The sequence below is a fragment of the Asticcacaulis sp. AND118 genome (assembly GCF_020535245.1).
Classification (GTDB): Bacteria; Pseudomonadota; Alphaproteobacteria; order Caulobacterales; family Caulobacteraceae; genus Asticcacaulis.
This window is the reverse complement of the sequence record NZ_CP084910.1, coordinates 15,128-36,954: the sequence shown is the minus strand read 5'-3', so window position 1 is coordinate 36,954 and position 21,827 is coordinate 15,128. Positions and strand designations below refer to the sequence as shown.

The following is a 21,827-nucleotide window of genomic DNA, read 5'->3' as shown; positions in this document are numbered from 1 at the left end:
CTCAGCGATTTCGCCCGAACTACTCGTTGATGTTCGCGCGGATGTCGTAGGCGGCAAACGTCGCCATGGTGAGGATCTTGGTTACCGAGTCGGAGAGTTGGCAGATCTGCACGGGCTTGGAGAGACCCAGCAGCAGCGGGCCGACGACAGTCGCGCCGCCGAGCGCCTGCACCAGCTTGGTCGAAATGGAGGCCGAGTGGATGGCCGGCATGACCAGAATATTGGCCGGGGCCGTCAGGCGCTGGAACGGATAGTTGGCCCACAGCGCCGGATCGAGCGCCACGTCGGGCGGCATTTCGCCTTCGAACTCGAAGTCCACACCGCGTTGCTCCAGCAGTTCGACCGCCTTGGCCACGCGGTCGGAGCGCTCGCCCGACGGATTGCCGAAGGTCGAGTAGGACATGAAGGCGACGCGCGGGGTATGGCCCATGCCGCGCACGGCCATAGCGGCCTCGATGGCGATTTCGACCAGCTCTTCCGGATCGGGCAGTTCGGCCACCGTGGTGTCGGCGATGAACACGGTCCGGCCGCGCGCCAGAACGATCGACATACCCATGACGCGCCCGCCGGGAGCCGGGTCGACCACGCGCAGCACTTCGTCAAACGCCTGGTCGAAGGAGCGGGTGACGCCGGTGACCATGCCGTCGGCATGGCCCGACAGCACCATGGCGGCGGCGAACGAGTTACGGTCCTGATTGATCAGACGGTCCACGTCGCGCTTGAGGAAGCCGCGGCGTTGCAGGCGGCCGTACAGAAGCTGCGAATAAGCCGCGTTGCGGTGGCTTAAACGCGCATTGACGATTTCGATATCTTCTTCCGCCGGGTCGAGACCTGCTGCACGCATATTGGCGGTGACGAGGTTTTCACGTCCGCAGAGGATCGGCGTGCCCAGACCCTGCGCCTTGAAGGCGTGGGCGGCGCGGATGACCGAAATATCCTCGCCTTCGGCAAAGACGATGCGCTTGGAAGGTCGTGAGCGTACAGTGGCGGTGATGTTCTGCAGGAAGCCGGCGGACGGATCGAGGCGCTTTTCCAGCGTCTTGCGATAGGCGTCCATGTCCTCGATCGGCTTGCGCGCCACGCCGGTGTCCATGGCGGCCTGCGCCACGAAGGGCGGGATGTACCAGATCAGACGCGGGTCGAACGGGGTCGGGATGATGTAGTCTTTGCCGAACTTCAGGTGGCGACCCTGATAGGCGGCGGCGACCTCGTCCGGCACGTCTTCGCGGGCGAGTTGGGCCAAGGCTTTGGCGGCAGCCAGCTTCATCTCGTGATTGACGCGGCGGGCGCGCACATCCAGCGCGCCGCGGAAGATGTAGGGGAAGCCGAGGACGTTGTTGACCTGATTGGGGTAGTCCGAACGGCCCGTGGCGACGATGGCGTCGTCGCGCACCTTGGCCACGTCTTCCGGGGTGATTTCCGGATCGGGATTGGCCATGGCGAAGATGATCGGTTGCGGCGCCATCGAGGCGACCATTTCCGGCGTGATGACGCCCTTGGCCGACAGGCCCAGAACGACGTCTGCGCCGACCATAGCTTCGGCCAAGGTGCGCTTGTCGGTGTCGGTGGCGTGGACCGACTTCCACTGGTCCATCTCGACCGTGCGGCCCTTGTAGACGACGCCGTGGATATCGACGACCGTGGTGTTTTCCGGACGCACGCCCATGGCCTTGATCAGGCCGATGGAGGACAGGCCCGCCGCGCCCGCGCCGCACAGCACGACCTTGGTGTCTTCGATCCGGCGGCCGGTGATCTCCAGAGCGTTGATCAGGCCGGCGGCGGCGATGATGGCGGTGCCGTGCTGGTCGTCGTGAAAGACCGGGATGTCGGCCAGATCCTGCAAAGCCGATTCGATGATGAAGCACTCAGGCGACTTGATGTCTTCGAGATTGACGCCGCCGAAGGAGGGCGTGATGTTCTTGACCACGGTGATGAATTCGTCCGGGTCCTGCGTCGTCACTTCGATGTCGAACGAGTCGATATCGGCGAAGCGTTTGAACAGAACGGCCTTGCCTTCCATGACGGGCTTGGAGGCCAGCGCCCCCAGATTGCCGAGGCCGAGAATAGCCGTACCGTTGGATATAACCGCAACCATATTGCCCTTCGACGTATAGTCGTAGGCGGCGTCGGGGTTATCGGCGATCTTGCGCACCGGCACCGCGACGCCGGGCGAATAGGCCAGCGCCAGATCGCGCTGCGTCGCCATCGGCTTGGTTGCCTGAAGACCGATCTTTCCGGGAGACGGGTACTGGTGGAAATTCAGGGCTTCTTCGTCGCTGACCTTGGTCTTGTCGATAGGCATTCAGGCGTTCCGTTGCGCTTTTATTTGTCAGACAATTTTGGGTTTACTTAGGGTGTTAGTATGGCAGTATAGCCCTTGGATAAACACCCTATTCCCGCGCTAACCGTCAAAAAAGGTTTTATTTCGTTTCAATATTTGAAACTGAGGGCGGTTTTCCACACACAAACGTTTGTGGTCCATACGCCGGCCTGTGCAAATAGCCGCAGCGGCGCATGTCACGGGTGAGCCTTGTTTTAAGAACGCGCGTCCGGGTCCGAAAACCGCTTCACACTTTTCGGGATGCGCTCTAAACCAATGCCCATGAACGCGATCCCCTCTTCCGAAAAAGACCTCAAGTCACAGCTCGACGGTGCCACGCCGGTCATGGCCCAGTATCTGGAAATCAAGGCGGCCAATCCGGGCTCGCTGCTGTTTTTCCGGATGGGCGATTTCTACGAACTGTTCTTCGAGGATGCCGAGCAGGCGGCGGGCGCGCTGTCGCTGGCTCTGACCAAACGCGGCAAGCATCAGGGCGAGGATATTCCCATGGCCGGGGTGCCGGCCCACGCGGCGGAGGCCTATATCGCCAAGCTGATCCGCATGGGTTTCCGCGTCGCCATCTGCGATCAGCTCGAAGACCCGTCCGAGGCCAAGAAGCGCGGCTATAAGGCGGTGGTGAAGCGTGGTATTTCACGCATCGTCACGCCGGGCACCCTGACCGAAGACAGCCTGCTGGAAGAACGCGGCGCCAACCGTCTGTTGGCGTTGTCCCAGCGCGCCGGGGTGATGGCGCTGGCCTCGCTGGAACTGTCGACAGGCGAGGTCGAATGCCTTGAGCTGACCCCGGAGACGCTGGGGACGCATCTGTCGGCGCTGCGCCCGTCGGAAAGCCTCGTCTCCGACCGCATCCTTCAGGACGAAAACCTCTACGCCCTGCTGAAATATTGCGGGGGCGCGATCCAGCCGCAACCGGCTTCGCTGTCCGATCCGACGGCGGGCGAGGCGCGCCTGAAACGGCTCTACGGCGTCGATACGCTGGACGGTTTCGGGGCGTTCAGCCCCGCCGAACTGTCGGCCCTGGGCATGTTGGCGGCCTATATCGACCTGACCCAGGCGGGCAAGGCCCCGGTGCTCAAGCCCCCGCGTAAGACCGTGTCTTTGGCCTATCTGGCCATCGATCCCTCCACCCGCCTCAGCCTTGAGATCGAGCGCACCCAGAAGGGCAGCCGCGAAGGCTCGCTGATGTCGGCCATCGACCGCACCATCACGTCGGGCGGGTCGCGGCTTCTGGCGGCGCGCCTGTCGCGGCCGCTGAACAACCCCGCCGAGATCAACCGCCGTCTTGACGCGGTACAATGGTTTCTTGATCAGCGCCCGCTGCGGCACGAGGTGCGCAACAGGCTTCGCGGCATGAGCGACATGGCCCGCGCCCTGTCGCGTCTGGGTCTGGGCCGCGGCGGTCCGCGTGACCTCAAGGTCATCAAGGACTCGCTCGATCTGGCCAAGGACATGGTCGGGCTGCTGCAACCGAATGATCCGGAAACCCGGCTCGATCCCGACTGGCCCGCCGAGGTGCAAGCCCATGTGCAGGCCCTGACGGCGTCGGAAAGCGTACTCGACCTGCTATTCAAGCTCGACATGGCGCTGGTCGATGAGCCGCCGCTTTCGACGCGCGACGGCGGCTTCATCAAACCCGGCTACAACACCAATCTTCAGGAAGCCATCGGTCTGCGCAACGACTCGCGCCAGATCATCCTGCGCATGGAGTCCGACTTGCAGCAGGAGACCGGCCTGCCGCTGAAGATCAAATATAATGCGGTGCTGGGCTACTTCATCGAACTGACCAGCAAGCAGGCCGAAGGGCTGTCTGACGCACACCGTCAGCGCTTCATCCATCGCCAGACCCTGGCCAACCAGATGCGTTTTTCGACGCCGGACCTGATCGACCTCGATGCGCGCATCGCCCGCGCCGGTTCCGACGCGCTCAATCTCGAACTGGCCATCTTCGAAGACCTGCGCGAAGAGGTCCGCCGCAACGCCCATCCGCTGCAGGACATGTTCGACGCCTTCTGCGCGCTCGATGTTGCGGCTTCCGCCGCTGAATGGGCCGAAGACCTCGAAGCGACGCGCCCCGTGGTGGACGACAGCCTCATCTTCGACGCCAAGGGCGCGCGGCATCCGGTCGTCGTGGCGGCGCTGCGGGCCGAGGGCAAGCCCTTCACGCCCAACGACTGCTGCCTCGATGCGTCGGGGCAGACCGGTCCGCGCCTCGATCTGGTCACCGGCCCCAACATGGCGGGTAAATCGACCTTCCTGCGTCAGAACGCGCTGCTGGTCATCATGGCGCAGGCCGGGCTGTTCGTGCCCGCCGCATCGCTGCGACTGGGCGTGGTCGATCGCCTCTTCTCGCGCGTCGGGGCAGGCGACGATCTGGCGCAGGGCCGTTCGACCTTCATGATGGAGATGGTCGAAACCGCCGCCATCCTCAGTCAAGCGACCCAGCGCTCCTTTGTTATTCTCGATGAGATCGGACGCGGCACGGCGACTTTCGACGGTCTGGCCATCGCCTGGGCCTGTGCCGAAAACCTGCACGAGGTCGTCAAGGCGCGCGCCCTGTTCGCCACCCACTATCATGAACTGGCGCAGCTTGAATCCTTACTCGCCCATACCCACAATATCTCCATGACCGCGCGTGAATGGAACGGCGAGCTGATCTTCCTGCACGAAGCCAAGCGCGGGGCGGCGGATCGTTCCTACGGCGTGCAGGTGGCGCGTCTGGCCGGCATGCCGCCGGTCGTCGTGGCGCGCGCCAAGGACATACTGGAGCGGCTGGAGACCGAGAAGTCGCATCAGTTGAAACTCGACGATCTGCCGCTGTTCGCCACCGTGCAGGCGCAGGTCGAGGTTGCTGCGGTGCAAAAACACACGGAGACCGAGCTTGAAAAGGCGGTCAAGGGCCTCAATCCGGACGACCTGAGTCCGCGTGAGGCCCTCGAAATTATCTATCGTTTAAGGGGTCTGGTGTAAAAACACAGGTATACGAAATGCCCGCTGGTGAACCCGCCCTTATGCTGACCAAGACCAATCCCTCCCTGCTGAGCCACAGCATCGATGGTGCCATGTTGCGCCGCAAACTGACCGAGGCCTATGAGGACTCTACGGGCGATGTGGCGGACCTGCGGCGAAAGGCGGTGGCGATCCTCAAACGCGAATGGGACATGGCGCGCGAAAGCCTGCTGGCCCATGTCGAGGACCACCGCGGCGGCCTGTCCACGGCGCGCGAGTTGTCGAAGCTGGCCGACGAGATCATCACCGCCCTGTGGGACTTCACCCTGACCCACGTCTACCGCGCGCGCAATCCGACCGAGGGCGAGCGTCTGGCGCTGGTGGCGGTGGGCGGTTACGGGCGCGGCGAACTGGCGCCCTATTCGGACCTCGACCTGTTGTTTCTGCGCGCGTGGAAAGAGACTCCGCACTCGGAAAGCGTCATCGAATTCATCCTCTATTCGTTATGGGATCTGGGTCTGAAGGTCGGTCACGCCTCGCGCACGGTCGATGAAAGCCTGCGCATGGCGCGCGAAGACCACACGGTCATGACCGCCCTGCTCGAATACCGCCCGCTCGCCGGCGACGCGGGGCTGGTGCAGAACCTCAAGGACAAGCTGGCCAGCGACGTCATGCGTCACGGGGCTTTCGATTTTGTTGCGGCCAAGCTGGAAGAGCGCGATTTTCGCCACGCCAAGGCCGGGACCACCCGCTATGTGGTCGAGCCGAACCTGAAAGAGGGCAAGGGGGGCCTGCGCGACCTGCACACCCTGTTCTGGATCGCCAAATATCTGGCCGGATCGACCCATGCGCCGGTTCTGCGCGAAAGCCCGAAGCCGCAGGCGGCGGGCGGCTGGGGCGTGCTCGACCCGCTTCTGACCGAAAAAGAACGCACCGCCTTCGTGCAGGCCTTCGACTTCCTGTGGAAGGTGCGCGTGCTGATCCACATGACGGCGGGCCGCGCCGAAGAGCGGCTCAGCTTCGATCTGCAACCCGAAATCGCCCGCCGCATGGGCTATGTCGAGGCCGACGGCGAGCCGGCGGTCGAGCGCTTCATGCGCCGTTATTTTCTGGTGGCCAAGGAGGTCGGGGCGCTGACCCGCATCTTCTGCACCAAGCTGGAGGCGCAGCAGACCAAGCCGCTGCAACGCCTGACCAACTTCTTCCAGTCGGGCCTGCGCTCGCTGGCAAAACCGGAGCATCCGGGCCTGATCGTCGATTCCGGCCGCCTCAGCGTGCAAAGTCCGGACATATTCAAAAAGGCCCCGATCGCCATGTTCAAGCTGTTCCGCATGGCGGACCGGCTGGAGATGGACCTGCACCCGGACGCCTTCACGGCGGTGGCGCGTAACCTCAAGCTGGTGACGGCGGGTCTGCGTCGCGACAAGGCCGTGGCCGAGGTCTTCCTCGACATTCTGGTGCGCGGCAAAAACCCGTACCGCACCCTGTCGCTGATGACCGAGACCGGGCTTCTGGGGCGCTACATCCCGGAATACGGGCACATCGTCGCCCAGACCCAGTTCAACATGTACCACACCTATACCGTGGACGAGCACACCCTGCGCGCCATCGGCATCATCCGCGATATCGAACTGGGTCAGCACAAGGACGACCACCCGCTGGCCACCTCGCTGATCCCCAATCTGGCCAACAAGGAAACGCTTTATCTCGCCATGCTGCTGCACGATGTGGGCAAGGGCGGCGAGCTGGGGCAGGAGATAGAGGGCGAGATCGCCGCGCGGCGGGCCTGCGCGCGTCTGGGCCTCGAAAAATGGCAGATCGATCAGGTGGCGTGGCTGGTGCGGCACCACCTCGTGCTGTCGGATTACGCCCAGAAACGCGACGTGTCTGATCCGGAAACCGTGGCCTCCTTCGCGCGCATCGTCGAAACGCCGGAGCGCCTGCGTCAGTTGCTGATCCTCACCGTGGCCGACATCCGCGCTGTCGGGCCGGGCGTGTGGAACGGCTGGAAGGGCCAGTTGATGCGCGAGCTTCAGGCCGCGACTGAGGCCGCCTTCCGCGGCGGGCGCGGCACCGAAGGCGACGCGGTGACGCAGGTGCGCGAGGAAATTCAGGCGCGCGCCGCCGCCCTGCGTGAATCCTTGAGCGCCGGTGACGCCCATATGCGCGCCTGGCTCGATACGATGGAAGAGTCCTACCTCTTCGCTTTCACGGCCGACGAAATCCGCCACCATGCCCGTCAGGCCTGGGGCAGCTCCGGGGACGTTTCGGCGGATAAGGCCTCGGCTCGGGCCTATATCGACCATGCGCGCAATGCCGCCAGCTTCTGCATCACGGGCAAGGATCGTCCGGGCCTGTTCGCCGATCTGGCGCGCTGCTTCACCAATATGGGCGCCAACGTGGTGGGGGCGCAGGTCTTCACCTCGACCACCGGTCAGGCGCTCGACGTCTTCTACGTGCAGGACGCGCAGGGCAAGCCCTTCGGCCACGACGATCCGGGCCGTATCCGTCAGATGGAACAGGCGCTGGAACGCGCGGTCGGCGGCGAAGTGGCCGCGCCCCTGATCCACAAAGCGATCAACGCCCACCGCACGGCGGCCTTCGCCATTGCCCCGACGGTGGTGTTCGACGACGAGTCGAACCCGCAGATGACGATTATCGAAGTGTCGGGCCGCGACCGTCCGGGGCTTCTGGCCGATGTGGCCAGCGTGCTGGCCAAGGCGCATCTGGATACGGCTTCGGCGCACATCGACTGTTACGGCGAACGCGCGGTCGACGCCTTCTATGTGGTTGATCACTTCACCCGCCGGCAACTGACCAAGTCACAGCGCGAAAAGGTCCACCGCGCCCTGACCGATGTGCTCGACCCGCCGTCGGCCCCGACGCGCTCAGCCCCGACGCGCGCACGGGCGTCGATGGCGCGGTAGAGGGGGCCGCTTAGTTTGGTAAGAAAGGCTGCCGCGGCATAGAGCGTGCACCTACTCTCTCATAATTTTTTCATGCATGTGCGCACAATAGCCGCAAAGCCCTTCATCCATTCCGTCGAGATAGTCTTGAATGCCAATGCTGTCACCGCATCTGCTACATTCAGTTTCATAGTCTAACGGTTCACCGCAATTGGCACAGCCGTCTTCACCCTCTACAAGTGTTGCCCGACTGCAGGACGGGCAGTCATAGATAGGTCCATTTTCCGCTGCATCTTTGTAGCGAAGGTAAGCATCGGTCCCATAGACTTCATCGATCGCACTTTCGATGGCATCCGCCATCTCTACGTCTTCACCGCAAGTACGGCAGCGTAATTGCGCGGTATCTTGTTGTTCATTATCCGCTTTGACTTGTTCTACCAGCTCAGATTGGCATTGCCCGCATTTGATTAATTCAGGAGAGATCGATGGAGAAAACCATGCGATGTTCTCTAGTGTCGCGCGAGCACTCCTCAGTTCCTGATCGTAAAGCTCTTTCGTTTCCAGCATCGCATTCCAAGCGTCACCCAAGCGAGCGATAGGCTCCTCCTTGAGTTGCCGGAACAAAGAAGCGACTACAGGAAAACCTTTGCTGATCGCGGCCCTGATCGCTGTTGCCGACTCAGAGGTGTAGTGATGCTCCATGTCATTGCGGATCGTATTAAGGGCCTTAAGCGCCTTATGATCTAAGCTAACGCCAAAATCGGCTGCGCGCTCGCCAATCTGTTGGAAATCGATCGTTGTATGGCCGACTTGTGCCAGCTCTATACCGCCGTGCCCATCTGATACCGGTTTGAGTTTAGCGCCGATAATTATCTGTGCATCAGCGTTGGGGGCCGCCCGAATCAAAGCCTCTTTCGCTAGCAGTAGAACCCCCGCATAGAAATTACGAACTGCTGAGATATCACGATCCGAATCTTGTTGACGATAGTCCTCAACCCCCATGCGGATTGATGCGACGGCATTTTGGAACAGGGACGGCATGGGCTCTCCAAACAGACAAACGGTTACTCTTAAAATAGCTAGGTGGCTGAGCGCCACTATCGCGAGAGAAATTAAATTAAACAACCAAAATTTGGTCGAGGCGTTGAATATGCCGTGACGAGATTGAATCTCACATCAGTGTGATAGAGTGCTGTAAGTCGGGCAGATCATTTGATGGGTGTCCACTAAAATCGCCCTCATAAGCTGAGTCCGCAAAGAGCTCATAAAACCGACGCTAAGAGTGCTTTTCAATCGATACCGTTCAGTTGAGTGTAACCGTTGAGCTCAAACCTGCCCTTCCCTAAATCCGCGTGGCATTGTAGATGCCTGCGCAATCCCGCAGCGCAGCACGTCAGGGACTTGCTCTGACCCGTTTCGCGCCCGCATCCCCGTTTTTGAGTCTGTACGAACCGCACCCATGATCCGCCTCGACAATATCAGCAAGCAGAACGGCCACCAGATACTGTTCATCGACGCCTCGATGGGCATTCAGAAGGGCGAGAAGGTCGGGCTGATCGGGCCGAACGGCGCGGGCAAGACGACCCTGTTCCGCATGATCACCGGTCAGGAGCCGCCCGACGACGGGCAGGTCGCCATCGATGCGGGCATGACCATCGGCTATTTCAGTCAGGACGTCGGCGAAATGTCGGGGCAGAGCGCCGTCGCCGCCGTGATGGACGGCGTCGGTCCGGTGAGCGCGCTGGCCGCCGAAATGGCTGAACTCGAAGCCGCCATGGCCGATCCGGATCAGTTGGACGCGTTCGACGCCATCATCGAGCGTTACGGCGACGTGCAGGCCCGTTTCGAAGAGCTGGACGGCTATGCGCTGGAGGCGCGGGCGCGCGAAGTGCTGGCGGGTCTGAGCTTCACTCAGGAGCGCATGGACGGCGATGTCGGGCTTCTGTCCGGCGGCTGGAAGATGCGCGTGGCGCTGGCGCGCATTCTGTTGATGCGTCCCGACGGCATGTTGCTCGACGAACCGTCGAACCACCTGGACCTCGAAAGCCTGATCTGGCTGGAAGCCTTCCTGAAAAACTATGACGGCGCGCTGCTGATGACCTCGCACGACCGCGCCTTCATGAACCGCATCATCGGCAAGGTGGTGGAAATCGACGCCGGTTCGCTGATCACCTATTCGGGCGATCTCGACTTCTACGACCAGCAGCGCGCGCTGACCGAAGCTCAGCGTCAGGCTCAGTACGAGCGTCAGCAGGCCATGCTGGCCAAGGAAATCAAGTTCATCGAACGCTTCAAGGCCCGCGCTTCGCACGCCGCGCAGGTCCAGAGCCGCGTGAAGAAGCTCGACAAGATCGAGCGCGTCGAAGCCCCGCGCCGCCGCCAGTCGGTGCAGTTTGAATTCCGCAGCCCGCCGCGTTCGGGCGATGACGTGCTGAACCTGCGCGACGTTCACAAAGGCTATGGCGATCTGTCGATCTATGCCGGGCTCGATTTCAAGGTGCGGCGCAAGGAGCGCTGGTGCATTCTGGGGGCCAACGGCGCGGGCAAATCGACCCTGCTGAAGCTGGTGGCCGGCGATGCCAAGCCCGACAAGGGGACGGTCACCGTCGGGGCCAGCGTGAAGATGGGCTATTTCGCCCAGCACTCGATGGACCTGCTGGACGGCGAAGAGACGATCTTCGAGTCGCTGGAAGGCTCCTTCCCGCAGGCGCCTCAGGGCGCGCTGCGCACGCTGGCGGGCTGTTTCGGCTTCTCCGGCGACGATGTCGAAAAGCCGTGCCGCGTGCTGTCGGGCGGGGAAAAGGCGCGTCTGGTCATGGCCAAGATGCTGTTCGACCCGCCCAACCTGCTGGTGCTCGACGAACCGACCAACCACCTTGATATGGTGACGAAGGAAATGCTGGTCGCGGCGCTGGCGGATTTCGAGGGCACCATGCTGTTCGTGTCGCACGACCGCCACTTCCTGGGGGCGCTGTCGAACCGCGTGCTGGAGCTGACGCCGGAGGGCGTGCATCAATACGGCGGCGGCTATACCGAATACGTCGCGCGCACGGGTCAGGAAGCGCCGGGCCTGCACCCGAACGGGTAAGCGTCTCTCCGCTTGCTAATTCCTGCGGCTAGGGTAAGAGCGAAACCGATTGCTCCTTTCAAGGCCAGCCTCCGTGTCTCAGGAAACAGGGTCCAAACCCACCAGCGTCGTCCGCTCCTCGCTCGTCTTCGGCGGTATGACGCTGGTCAGCCGCGTCATGGGTTTTGCCCGCGACCTCGTCATCACCGCCGTCATGGGGGCTTCGGGCAATATCGCCGCCGACGCCTACGCCACGGCCCTGACCTTCCCCAACCTGTTCCGCCGTATCTTCGCCGAAGGGGCCTTTACCGCCGCTTTCGTGCCGGCCTATTCGGCGACGCTGGAAAAGGACGGGCCCGAAGCCGCCGACCGGCTGGCGCGCGACGCCATGGCCACCATGACCCTGATCGCCATCGTGCTGAGCGCCGTGGCCATGATCTTCATGCCCCAGATAATGGCCGTGTTTTCGGAAGGCTATGCCGACGATCCGGACAAGATGCGCCTGACCGTCATCCTGACCCAGATCACCATGCCCTATCTGCCGTGCATGACCATGGTGGCGCTGCTATCAGGCGTGCTGAATGCGCGCGGGCGCTTCGCCCTGTCGGCCTTCGTGCCGACCCTGCTCAACGTTTTCATGCTGATCTTTGTGTGGTTCGGGCAAAATCCGGTGCACGCCTCCTATATGGCTTCGGCGGGCGTGCTGGCGGCCGGGGTGGCGCAGGCGGCGCTGCTGGTCTGGGGCTGTCGCCAGACCGGCGCGCGCATCGGCTTCGTCTGGCCCAAGCTGACGCCGGAGATGCGCGGCCTGCTGCTGCTGGCCGTGCCGGGGGCGCTGGCGGCGGCGGCGACGCAGATCAATGTCTTCGTTTCCTCGCTTCTGGCGTCGGGCGTCAATGGCGCGCGCACCTGGCTGAGCGTTGCCGATCGCCTGTATCAGTTGCCGCTCGGTCTGGTCGGGGTGGCGATCGGCGTGGCGCTGCTGCCAACCCTGTCGCGCGCCGTGCAGTCCGGCGATCATGAGCGGTCGCAGACCGTGATGGACGACGCCGTGCTGTTCTCCATGGCCCTGACCCTGCCGGCGGCGGCGGCGCTGATCGCCATGCCTTATTTTCTCATCGACGGCCTCTATACGCGCGGTGAGTTCCTGCGGCACGACGCGCAGGAAACCGCGCGCGCCCTGCTGCACTACGGCTGGGGCGTCCCGGCCTTCGTGCTGGCGCGCGTGCTGACCCCGGCCTTCTTCGCGCGCAAGGACACCTACGGTCCGATGAAGTTCGCCCTGGTGTCGGTGGTGGTCAATCTCGGCTGCGGCCTGACCCTGTTCCCGCTTATCGGCGTGGCGGGTCTGGCCATCGGCACCTCGGCGGCGGCGTGGGTCAATGTCGGGCTGATGTGGTGGACCTTGGCGCGCCGCAAGACGTGGCGTTTAGGTCCGAAAGCCGCGGGGGGCCTGTTCAAGGTCATCATCGCCGGCGCCCTGATGGGGGGCTTCTGCGCGCTGGCCTCGCACCTGCGGCCGCAGATCGAGGGCGTAATGCAGCCGCTGACGCATCACCTGACCAAGGAAATCGCCATTGTGGGCGTTTGTCTCCTCGGACTTTTCGTTTATATCGCCCTTCTGTTCGCCACGCGGGCCATCCGCCCGTCCGACATCAAGAAAGCCCTGCGTAAGGGGTAAGAAGGTCCAAATATGCGTATTCTGTCCGGCATCCAGGCATCCGGTTCGCTGCACCTTGGCAACTATCTCGGCGCGCTCAAAAAGTTTGCCGACATGCAATCGCTGGAGGCCACGCGCTTTTACATGATTGCAGACCTGCACGCGATCACCGTGTGGCAGGACCCGGACAAGCTTTTGTCGCAGACGCGCGAAATCGCTGCCTGCTATCTGGCCGCCGGGGTCGATCCGGCCAAATCGGCCATCTTCCCGCAATCGGCGGTGCGCAGCCATACCGAGCTGGCGTGGCTGTTCAACTGCGTGGCGCGTCTGGGGTGGCTCGACCGCATGACGCAGTTCAAGGACAAGGCGGGTAAGGACAAGGAGCGCGCTTCGATCGGCCTCTACACCTATCCGGTGCTGCAGGCCGCCGACATTTTACTCTATAAAGCCACCCACGTGCCGGTCGGCGAAGACCAGCGTCAGCACCTTGAGCTGACCCGCGATGTGGCCAAAAAGTTCAACCACGACTATAAGGTCGACTACTTCCCGCTGCCCGACACCCTGTATCAGGGGCCGGGCGCGCGCATCATGAGCTTGCGCGACGGCGCGGCCAAGATGTCGAAGTCCGACCCTTCGGACAATTCGCGCATCAATCTGACCGACGACGCCGACACCATCGCCTCGAAGATCAAGAAGGCTAAGTCGGACGCCGACGCCCTGCCGTCGGAAGAGGCCGGTCTTGAAGGCCGCGCCGAGGCCAAAAACCTTGTCGGCATCTATGCGGCTCTGGCCGGCGTATCGGTGCAGGACGTGCTCAACGATTTCGGCGGTAAGGGCTTCGGCGCGTTCAAGCCGGCTCTGGCCGAGGTGGTGGTGGACAAGATGTCGCCTATCTCCGAGCGTCTGCGTGCGCTATTGAACGATCCGGCCGAGGTCGATCGCGTGTTGAAGCTGGGTGCGGAAACGGCGGACGCCGCCGCCGAGCCGGTGGTGAAAGACGTGAAGAAGATCGTCGGACTGTGGGGCTGAACCTCAGGCAATTTTCGGGAGGAAACCATGCGTAAGCTTATCGTTCTGTCTCTGGCGGCGCTTTCGCTGGCGGCCTGCGACACCAAAACCGAGGTCAAGTCGGAAAAGACCGAAGGCGGCGTCACCAAGGTCGAGACCAAGACCAATGTGGACGGCGTGAAGACCCAGAGCGGCATGGAGTTGTCGCACTATGCCGTGCGTGCGGCGCTGGGGCAGAACCCCAATACCGCCGCCTACGTGACGATCAAAAATATCGGCAAGGACGATGATCGTCTGGTGTCGGCGGCTTGCGATTGCGCGGCCAAGGTCGAGTTGCACACCATGAAGATGGACGGCGACAAGATGATGATGGCCGAGATGCCGGAAGGCTTCGCCATCAAGGCCGGTGAGACGCTGGAGCTTAAGCCCGGCGGCAACCACATCATGCTGATGGGCCTGACGACGCGTCCGGCGGACGGTCAGACGCAAACCCTGACCCTGACGTTCGAGAAGGCCGGGACGGTGAGCATCGATGCGCCGGTGTCGAATACGCCGCTGGCCGCCGCCAGCGAACATACCGGTCACTAAGTCTTAAATTTGCGCACAAAATCGGCAAAGGCGGCCCGCACGGTACTTACCGATTGCGGGTCGTATTTCATGAAGCCGAAGCGGTCGGCCCCCAGCTCATCGAAGGCATGGGTGGAATCGACCACCACGGTTTCCAGTGGCACACCCTGAGCGCGCAGGCGGCGCACGGCCTTTAGCGACAGGCCGAAGCGCGCCAGATGATCTTTCAGCGCAATCACCATCATGGTCGGCACCTGCGTGCGCCAGGCGCGATCGGTCGAACGGGCGAGGAAGTTGACATAGGGGTACATCAGGAACAGTCCGCGCACCTGCTTCAACGGTTCGGAGATGGGGTCCGACAGCCGCGCTTCGCCGGGGCGCGTCAGGCTCTGTGTCATCAGATCCATGATCGCCCAGGCCCCGTGGCTCCATCCGGCGAGGACGGTGCCGCTCACCTCCGACCTTTGCGAAAGGCCCCACAGCAGGGCCAGCACGTCACCTGAGCGCTGATAGCCGCGCAGCCACAGGCCGTTGCAGGCGAGGAAGGCGGCCATGCGCCGCTTCACACCGCGCGGGGCGTAGGAATCGACGATCACCGCCCTCAGCCCCAGCGACACGGCGTAGTCGGCAAACAGGGTGATGTTGCGCCCGATGCCACCGCAACCGTGGAACAGCACAACGGTCAGACGCGGCGCAGCGTCGGGTGCGCCGAGCACCGTCACATGCGGCCATAGCCGGTCGAAGCGCTGTTGCAGGGTATCCATCAGCCGGTGGCCGCGACCTGCGTCGGCGCTTCCATCGCGAAGACCTCACGCAAGAAGTCGATCATGCCTTCGGTCGTGCCGTTTACCGAGGCCTCATCGTGGTGCATGGGGTTGAAGCCGCCGAAGCTTTCCTCGTCATAGGCGTGGGTGGCGTCGAAGCTGAGGATGTCGACGGGCAGGCCGTCCGTCTTCAGCCGCTCGAACACCGCGACGGCGCGGGCGTAGGGCGTCAGATGGTCCTTCTGCGCCAGAGCCACGCGCGTGCGCGGGCGATAGAGCCAGGGTTGACGCAGGCTGCGGGCCGGGAAGCTGATATAGGGGTAGACGAGGAACAGGCCGCGCACCTGATCGATCAGGGCGGGGTCGGGATCGGCCAGTTTGGCCTCCCCCGATTTTTTAAGCGGCTCGGTCATCAGGTCCATGATCGACCATCCGCCGTGGCTCCAGCCCGACAGCACGATCTGGTCGGACAGGACTTCGGGCAGGGCCGAAATACCCTTGATGGCCGCTAGCACGTCGCCGGAACGTTCATAGCCTTGCAGGGCCAGTCCGGTACAGACCAGCGACACGCCGTGCGACCGGCCCCAGCCGCGGGCCTTCAGGGAGTCGACAACATAGGCGCGCACGCCGATGGCCGCGGCGGCTTCGGCGTAGCGATAGATGTGCGGGCGGACGCCGCCACAACCGTGGAAGAGGATCAGGGCCGGACGCGGCACGGCATCCGCCGGGCCGAACGCTTCGGTGCAGGGCGACAGGCGCGCCCATCGCGCAGCCAGAGTCTCAGGCATGAAAAATCCCTCGGAAAGACGTCCCCGAGGGATAGATACCACGCGGTACGGCTTTGTACATCCTCCCTTGCAAGCCCTTGGGCGGAGCGGGGGAGGTGGCATTTGAGCGATAGCGAAAATGACGGAGGGGGCAGAGTCCGAGGCCCACCCCCTCCACCACTTCGTGGTCCCCCTCCCCCGTACGCTTCGCTACAGGGGAGGATGTGGGATTAGTGCCTGAACACGCGCACGCCGGTAAAGGCCATGGTCAGGCCCGCCTCATCCGCCGCCGCAATGACGTCGGCGTCCTTAATCGACCCCCCCGGCTGAATCACCGCCGTGGCGCCCGCTGCCGCCGCTTCGAGCAGGCCATCCGGGAAGGGGAAGAAGGCTTCCGAGGCGCAGGCCGAACCCTTGGCCAGCGATTCCGTCAGGCCGATCTTTTCGGCGGCCTCCTGAGCGCGCAGGGCGGCGATGCGGGCCGAGTCACGGCGGTTCATCTGACCGGCGCCGATGCCTGCCGTGCGGCCGTCCCTGGCGTAGACAATGGCGTTGGACTTGACGTGCTTGGCGACGGTGAAGGCGAACAGCATGTCCTCGATCTCGGTCGGGGTCGGCTGACGCTTGGTTACGATCTTGAGGTCGGCGGCGGTGATGCGGGCCGTGTCGCGCGACTGCACCAGCAGACCGCCGGCCACCGAGCGGAACACCTGACCGCCGGACAGCGGATCGGGCAGCGCGCCGGTGACCAGCAGGCGCAGATTCTTCTTGGCCTTGACGATCTCCAAAGCGTCGTCGTCGGCTTCGGGGGCGACGATGACTTCGGTGAAGATTTCGACGATTTTTTCCGCCGTAGCGGCGTCCAGCTTGCGGTTCAGCGCCACGATGCCGCCGAAGGCCGACACGTCGTCGCATTCCAGCGCGCGCTTATAGGCCGTCAGCAAATCAAGGCCGACCGCCACGCCACAGGGATTGGCGTGCTTGACGATGACGCAGGCGGGTTGCTCGAATTCGGCCACCAGCTCGATGGCGGCGTCGGTGTCGGCAACGTTGTTGTAGCTCAGTTCCTTGCCCTGAAGCTGCTTCGCGGTGGCGACGCCGGGACGCTCTTCGCCGGTCTTGTAGAAGGCGGCGGACTGGTGCGGGTTTTCGCCGTAGCGCATGGTTTGCAGGCGCGTGCCGCCGATGGTCTTGCGCAGCGGATAGCCATCGCCCAGTTGCCCCGCGAACCAGGTCGAAACGGCGCTGTCGTAGGCGGCGGTGCGGGCGAAGGCCTTGGCGGCCAGTTTCTTGCGCAGTTCCAGCGAGGTTTGACCGGTCGATTTTACCGCTTCGATTACGGCGTCGATGCAAGACTTGTCGACGCAGACGGCGACATAGGGATGGTTTTTGGCCGAAGAACGGATCATGGCCGGACCGCCGATGTCGATATTTTCGATGGCCGCTTCAAAACCCCCGCCCGCAGCAACGGTGTTTTCGAACGGGTAAAGGTCGATCCACACGATGTCGATGGGGGTGATATCGTGCTCGCTCAGGGCCTTGGCGTGTTCCGGCGCGTCGCGATAGGCCAGCAGGCCGCCGTGCACCTTGGGGTGCAGGGTCTTGACGCGACCATCCATCATTTCCGGAAATTGCGTAAGATCGGAGACGTCCTTGACGGTGATGCCCGCCTGGTCGATCGCGGCGCGCGTGCCGCCGGTCGAGATGATTTCGACGCCGGCCGCGACCAGTGCCTGAGCCACCTCGATCAGGCCGGTCTTGTCCGACAGGGAGATGAGGGCGCGCTTCGGTGTGACGAGATCGGGGGCGGGCGGGAAATCAGGGGCGGCGGGCATGGGCGCATCCATATGAAATGGGAAGGGGAGGTTGCGCGCGGTTTACACAAGGGGGGGGCAAAAGAAAACCCACAATCCCCCTTCATTTGTAACGGAAAATGTGAGGCGCGCAGGTGAAACGATTAAGTCGCTTGCGCGCTTTACGCTTCGGCAGGCGACAGCTTCCAGCGGATGCGCAGCGGCGTCGCCAGCCGCATCGTACCGCGCAGCAGAAGCGTCGTCGATTTGCGCGGTTGCCCCCGTTCAAACACGCTCGACTCTTCGATACTGACCTCGCGCGCATCGTGCCTCAGCCACCAGCCGCGTCCGCCCGGCCCGCGCAGCAGGATCGAACGCTTGTCGCGCGCCAGAGAGGCCTGCACCTCCGGGTGCAGCACGAAGCGCAGCACGTAGGGTGCCTGTTCCGGCAGTTCCTTCTTCGGTTCGACCGGGATCAACTTCTCCTCGCCGCGCAGTTCGTCGCGCTGCGGATCGACATAGAGGCGGCGCTCGTGCTTGATGCCGAAGACCGGACGCCAGCCTTCGTGTTCCATCTCGATCAGCGAGCCGGCGTCTTCGGATTCGATGCGGCGGCTGCGGATGCGGTAGCGCAGGCCCTCAAGCCCGAAGTGCAGCAGTTCACCGAACCGCCCGGTAACGGGGCTGAGGATCGGCATGTCGCCGAGCGTCAGCGTATTGGCGGCGTTGATGATACGGAATTCGTGGTGGTCCGACTGACCCGGCGCCCAGCCCGGCGTGACGAACAGCTTGTCGCGGCCGCCGGAAACTTCGAAATTCATCGGGTGATCGCAGGCGGCGTAGCCCAACGGTCCGTGACGTGGCTCGCCCGTATCGACATAGACGGTGAGTGAGCGGCCCAGCAGGCGCTGATAACGGCCATGCTCCAGCGATACGGGAAGCGTGGTCGGGGCCAGCGGGCGCTTTTCTTCGTGCAGCAGCGCCGGGGCGACCTGTTCGGCCAGCAGCGATTCCGAGCCTTGAAACGCGCACAGCGACCCATCGGGATGCGACAGGGTGCGTACGAAGCGGCTGAGGCGTTCGATGGCGGTTTCGAGATAGTCGGGAATGGCCAGACCGCGCTGGTTCAGCCCGTCCTCGATCAGCAGCAGATCGTAGAGCAGTTCCAGCCCGGCCTGTACGCTGCGCGAGGCGTGCGAGCCGTCGGGCAGGATGGTGCGCTTCAGCGCCTTGGGCAGGATTTGCAGGCCCTTGCGGCGCAGGGCGTCTCCGGCCCGGCCCGACAGGACGCAGCCTGTGAGGACCAGCGCCGTGGCCTTTTGCGCGTACCAGGCCAGATTGCGCGGCAGGCGCCACAGGTGGCGGGCCTGTTCGGCCATGGATTGCGCGAGGCACTGAGCTTCGGCTTCGGAAGCATAGGCCGACAGGCGGCGGGCAAAGACGCTGAGATTGATCAGGCGGCGGGCCAGTACGCCCTGATCCCACGCAAACGGCGTCCACTTGCGGAAAGTCTTTTCCCACAAAAGGAACAGACGCAGGCCTTCCTTCACCCCGTCTTCGCCCTGGGTGAACAGGTGGCGCAGCCAGCAGAAGCGGTGCAATTCGACCGCAAAGGCCCGGGTGGGCGAGGGACGGTTCCACGGATCGCCGGAGCCCTGCACGCTCATGCGCGCGCCACCGAGGCTGTAACGGCCCGACATCATGGCCTTGCCCAGGTGGGGATTGGGCAGGCGGATTTCGTGGGGCGCGGCGATAAAGCCTTCGATGGCGGGGCCGCGCAACGACAGGCGATAGCCCGGCATGCCGAAGATTTCGGCGGCGGCCTGACGGCGCGCCCAGGCCCGCACGACCTTGCCCCAAGGTGTCCGCACCGCGGCGTGACCGGCTATGGCGATGGGCTGCTCATAGACCTGCATCGGGTCAGAGACCCTTGAGCGACTTGATATTGGCAGCGTAGGCGCCGGGACCGCCCTTGAACACGGCGGTGCCCGCGACCAGCGCCGTGGCTCCGGCAGCGACGCAGGCGGCGGCGTTTTGCAGGTTCACGCCGCCATCGACCTGAAGCACGGCCGGGTGACCCAGCGCATCGAGTGTCTTGCGCACCGCTTCGATCTTGCGCAACTGGCTTTCGATAAAGCTTTGCCCACCAAAGCCCGGATTGACGCTCATCAATAGGATCAGATCGAGATCATCCATGATCCATTCCAGACCGTCGAGCGGCGTGGCCGGATTGAGCACCACGCCGGCCCTGGCCCCCAGATGGCGGATCTGTTTCAGAGTACGGTGCAGGTGCGGACCCGATTCCGGGTGGACGCTCATATAGTCGGCCCCGGCGGCGCGGAAGGCCTCCAGATACGGATCGACCGGCGTGACCATCAGGTGCACGTCGAAGGTTTTTTGCGTATGGGGGCGCAGCGCCTTCACCACGTCCGGCCCGATGGTCAGGTTGGGCACGAAATGCCCGTCCATCACGTCGATATGAATCCAGTCGGCCCCGGCGGCGTCGATGGCGCGCACTTCTTCGCCCAGCTTGGAAAAATCGGAGGCGAGAATCGAAGGGCAGATCAGCGGCGTGGTCATGAAAAACTCTTATGCGGGGTTGCGTTTCAGGTGCGCGACGAAGAACCCGTCCTGCCCTCCCTTACGCTGATGCGGCAGCAATCTCAACCAGCCTTCGGGCGCAAATGAGGCGGCGGGTATGTCCGGGTGCTGATCGGCTGTGTGCTTGACCAGAGTGAAGTCCTTGTTCCGGCGCAGGAAGGCGAGAATCTGCGTTTCGCCCTCTTCGCGCTCCAGCGAACAGGTGCTGTAGAGGAAGTCGCCGCCGGGTTTCACACGCGGGGCCAGCGCGTCGAGCAGACGGTGCTGCACGTCCGCCAGCTTGGCGATATCGGCGGGGCGGGTGGCCCACAGCACGTCCGGCTGGCGGCGATAGGTGCCGGTGGCCGAACAGGGGGCATCGACCAGCACCACGTCGAATTGACGCGGATCGTCGAAGGTCGAGGCGTCGGCATTATGAATTTCCGCCGTCATATCCAGACGCTTGAGATTGTCCTCAACGCGTTTGAGGCGGTTCTTCGAGCGATCGATGGCCACGGTCTGCGCCCCTTTGGCGATCAGTTGCATGGTCTTGCCGCCCGGCGCGGCGCAGACGTCGAGCGCGGTCTTGCCGCTCAAATCGCCCAGCAGATTGACCGGGGTGGCTGCGGCGATGTCCTGCACCCACCACTTGCCGGCTTCGTATTCCGCCCACTGACGCAGATCGCCGCGCAGGGCCGACCGCAGATTGACCGGACCGACGGCCTCGCCTTGCAGCGGTTCGACCAAGGCGTCGCGGTCGGCGGCGTTGCGGAAGCTGAGGTCGGTGGCCGGCTCCTCGGTCAGGACGGTCGCCATGCCGGCGGCATTGTCCTCGCCATAGGTTTGCGCCCAGCGCTGCCACAGCCAGTCGGGGACAAGGCGCTTGGGATTGACGTCCGACAGCTTGCCGTCGCGGATCAGGCCGCGCAGGATGGCGTTGATCAGGCCCTTGAACGGGCGGGTCTTGTTCTCGCGCTCGGCGATCTTCACCGTGGTCGAAACGGCAGCGAAGTCGGGCACCTGCATGAAGAAGATCTGCGCCATGCCGATGCGCAGCAACTGACGCACCGCTTCGGGCGGCATCTTCTGGGTCTTCTTGTGGATGACGTGGTCGAGTTGCCCCAGGCGTCGCAGGACAAGCAGGGCCAGGGCGCGCGCAAAGGCGCGCTCGGATTCCGACAGCTTGAGGAAGTCGGCGCTGGCGGCGGTCTCGTCGAAACCGCTGCGCTTTTCCAGCGCGGCCTTGATCAGGGTCACCGCGGCGAGGCGCGCCGGGATGCCGATGTCGTTGTCCATGCTTTCCGTGGCGTCAGGCTTGGGGCGGCTAGGGCGCGCAGAGGGACGAGGTTTGCCTTGCGACGGACGGGCTGGCTTGCCGGGAGTCCGGCCAGAATTTTGGGACATGCAAACTCTCAGAAGATGCTGCGC

14 protein-coding genes are annotated in these 21,827 nt (G+C 63.6%); 6 read left to right on the top strand and 8 right to left on the bottom strand.

What is annotated here, in order from left to right; genetic code table 11:
- Window positions 1-19 precede the first annotated feature (19 nt).
- The gene (locus tag LH365_RS00140) at window positions 20-2,302 is read right to left on the bottom strand and encodes an NADP-dependent malic enzyme (RefSeq protein WP_226744200.1); all 2,283 of its coding nucleotides are present in this window, start codon (window positions 2,300-2,302) and stop codon (window positions 20-22) included.
- Window positions 2,303-2,602: 300 nt separating this feature from the next.
- Between LH365_RS00140 and mutS the strand changes: the two genes are divergently transcribed.
- Window positions 2,603-5,308 (top strand): DNA mismatch repair protein MutS, encoded by a 2,706-nt coding sequence (mutS, locus tag LH365_RS00135; protein WP_226745492.1) that lies wholly within the window; start codon window positions 2,603-2,605, stop codon window positions 5,306-5,308.
- Between the two features lie 41 nt (window positions 5,309-5,349).
- The gene (locus tag LH365_RS00130; protein ID WP_370639751.1) at window positions 5,350-8,214 is read left to right on the top strand and encodes a [protein-PII] uridylyltransferase; all 2,865 of its coding nucleotides are present in this window, start codon (window positions 5,350-5,352) and stop codon (window positions 8,212-8,214) included.
- Window positions 8,215-8,265: 51 nt separating this feature from the next.
- Here LH365_RS00130 and LH365_RS00125 read toward each other — a convergent pair whose 3' ends face one another.
- Window positions 8,266-9,234, bottom strand: coding sequence for a hypothetical protein (locus LH365_RS00125; RefSeq protein WP_226744198.1), 969 nt, complete (start codon window positions 9,232-9,234; stop codon window positions 8,266-8,268).
- A gap of 418 nt (window positions 9,235-9,652) precedes the next feature.
- Between LH365_RS00125 and LH365_RS00120 the strand changes: the two genes are divergently transcribed.
- From LH365_RS00120 to LH365_RS00105, 4 genes are all read left to right on the top strand, one after another.
- The gene (locus tag LH365_RS00120; RefSeq protein ID WP_226744197.1) at window positions 9,653-11,281 is read left to right on the top strand and encodes an ABC-F family ATP-binding cassette domain-containing protein; all 1,629 of its coding nucleotides are present in this window, start codon (window positions 9,653-9,655) and stop codon (window positions 11,279-11,281) included.
- Between the two features lie 73 nt (window positions 11,282-11,354).
- Window positions 11,355-12,941, top strand: a complete 1,587-nt coding sequence (murJ, locus tag LH365_RS00115; RefSeq protein ID WP_226744196.1) for a murein biosynthesis integral membrane protein MurJ — start codon at window positions 11,355-11,357, stop codon at window positions 12,939-12,941.
- 12 nt (window positions 12,942-12,953) lie between these two features.
- Window positions 12,954-13,949, top strand: a complete 996-nt coding sequence (trpS, locus tag LH365_RS00110) for a tryptophan--tRNA ligase (RefSeq protein ID WP_107875940.1) — start codon at window positions 12,954-12,956, stop codon at window positions 13,947-13,949.
- A 27-nt stretch (window positions 13,950-13,976) separates the two neighbouring features.
- Entirely contained in the window at window positions 13,977-14,516 is a 540-nt protein-coding gene (locus LH365_RS00105; RefSeq protein ID WP_226744195.1) for a copper chaperone PCu(A)C, read from the top strand.
- On the opposite strand, the gene LH365_RS00100 is transcribed toward LH365_RS00105, so the two are convergent.
- The 6 genes from LH365_RS00100 to LH365_RS00075 form a co-directional block, all read right to left on the bottom strand.
- Entirely contained in the window at window positions 14,513-15,259 is a 747-nt protein-coding gene (locus tag LH365_RS00100; protein WP_226744194.1) for a dienelactone hydrolase family protein, read from the bottom strand. The two genes, LH365_RS00105 and LH365_RS00100, sit on opposite strands and share 4 nt — an antisense overlap.
- On the bottom strand, window positions 15,259-16,047 hold the full coding sequence (locus tag LH365_RS00095) for a dienelactone hydrolase family protein (RefSeq protein ID WP_226744193.1): 789 nt from the start codon (window positions 16,045-16,047) through the stop codon (window positions 15,259-15,261). The genes LH365_RS00100 and LH365_RS00095 overlap by 1 nt, the downstream gene beginning before the upstream one ends.
- Before the next feature lie 209 nt (window positions 16,048-16,256).
- Window positions 16,257-17,861, bottom strand: coding sequence for a bifunctional phosphoribosylaminoimidazolecarboxamide formyltransferase/IMP cyclohydrolase (purH, locus tag LH365_RS00090; protein ID WP_226744192.1), 1,605 nt, complete (start codon window positions 17,859-17,861; stop codon window positions 16,257-16,259).
- Between the two features lie 140 nt (window positions 17,862-18,001).
- Window positions 18,002-19,735, bottom strand: a complete 1,734-nt coding sequence (locus LH365_RS00085) for a heparinase II/III family protein (protein ID WP_226744191.1) — start codon at window positions 19,733-19,735, stop codon at window positions 18,002-18,004.
- Window positions 19,736-19,739: 4 nt separating this feature from the next.
- On the bottom strand, window positions 19,740-20,399 hold the full coding sequence (gene rpe / locus LH365_RS00080; protein WP_226744190.1) for a ribulose-phosphate 3-epimerase: 660 nt from the start codon (window positions 20,397-20,399) through the stop codon (window positions 19,740-19,742).
- 9 nt (window positions 20,400-20,408) lie between these two features.
- Window positions 20,409-21,803: an RsmB/NOP family class I SAM-dependent RNA methyltransferase gene (locus tag LH365_RS00075; protein WP_370639727.1), complete on the bottom strand. Its 1,395-nt coding sequence runs from the start codon at window positions 21,801-21,803 to the stop codon at window positions 20,409-20,411.
- Window positions 21,804-21,827 lie beyond the last annotated feature (24 nt).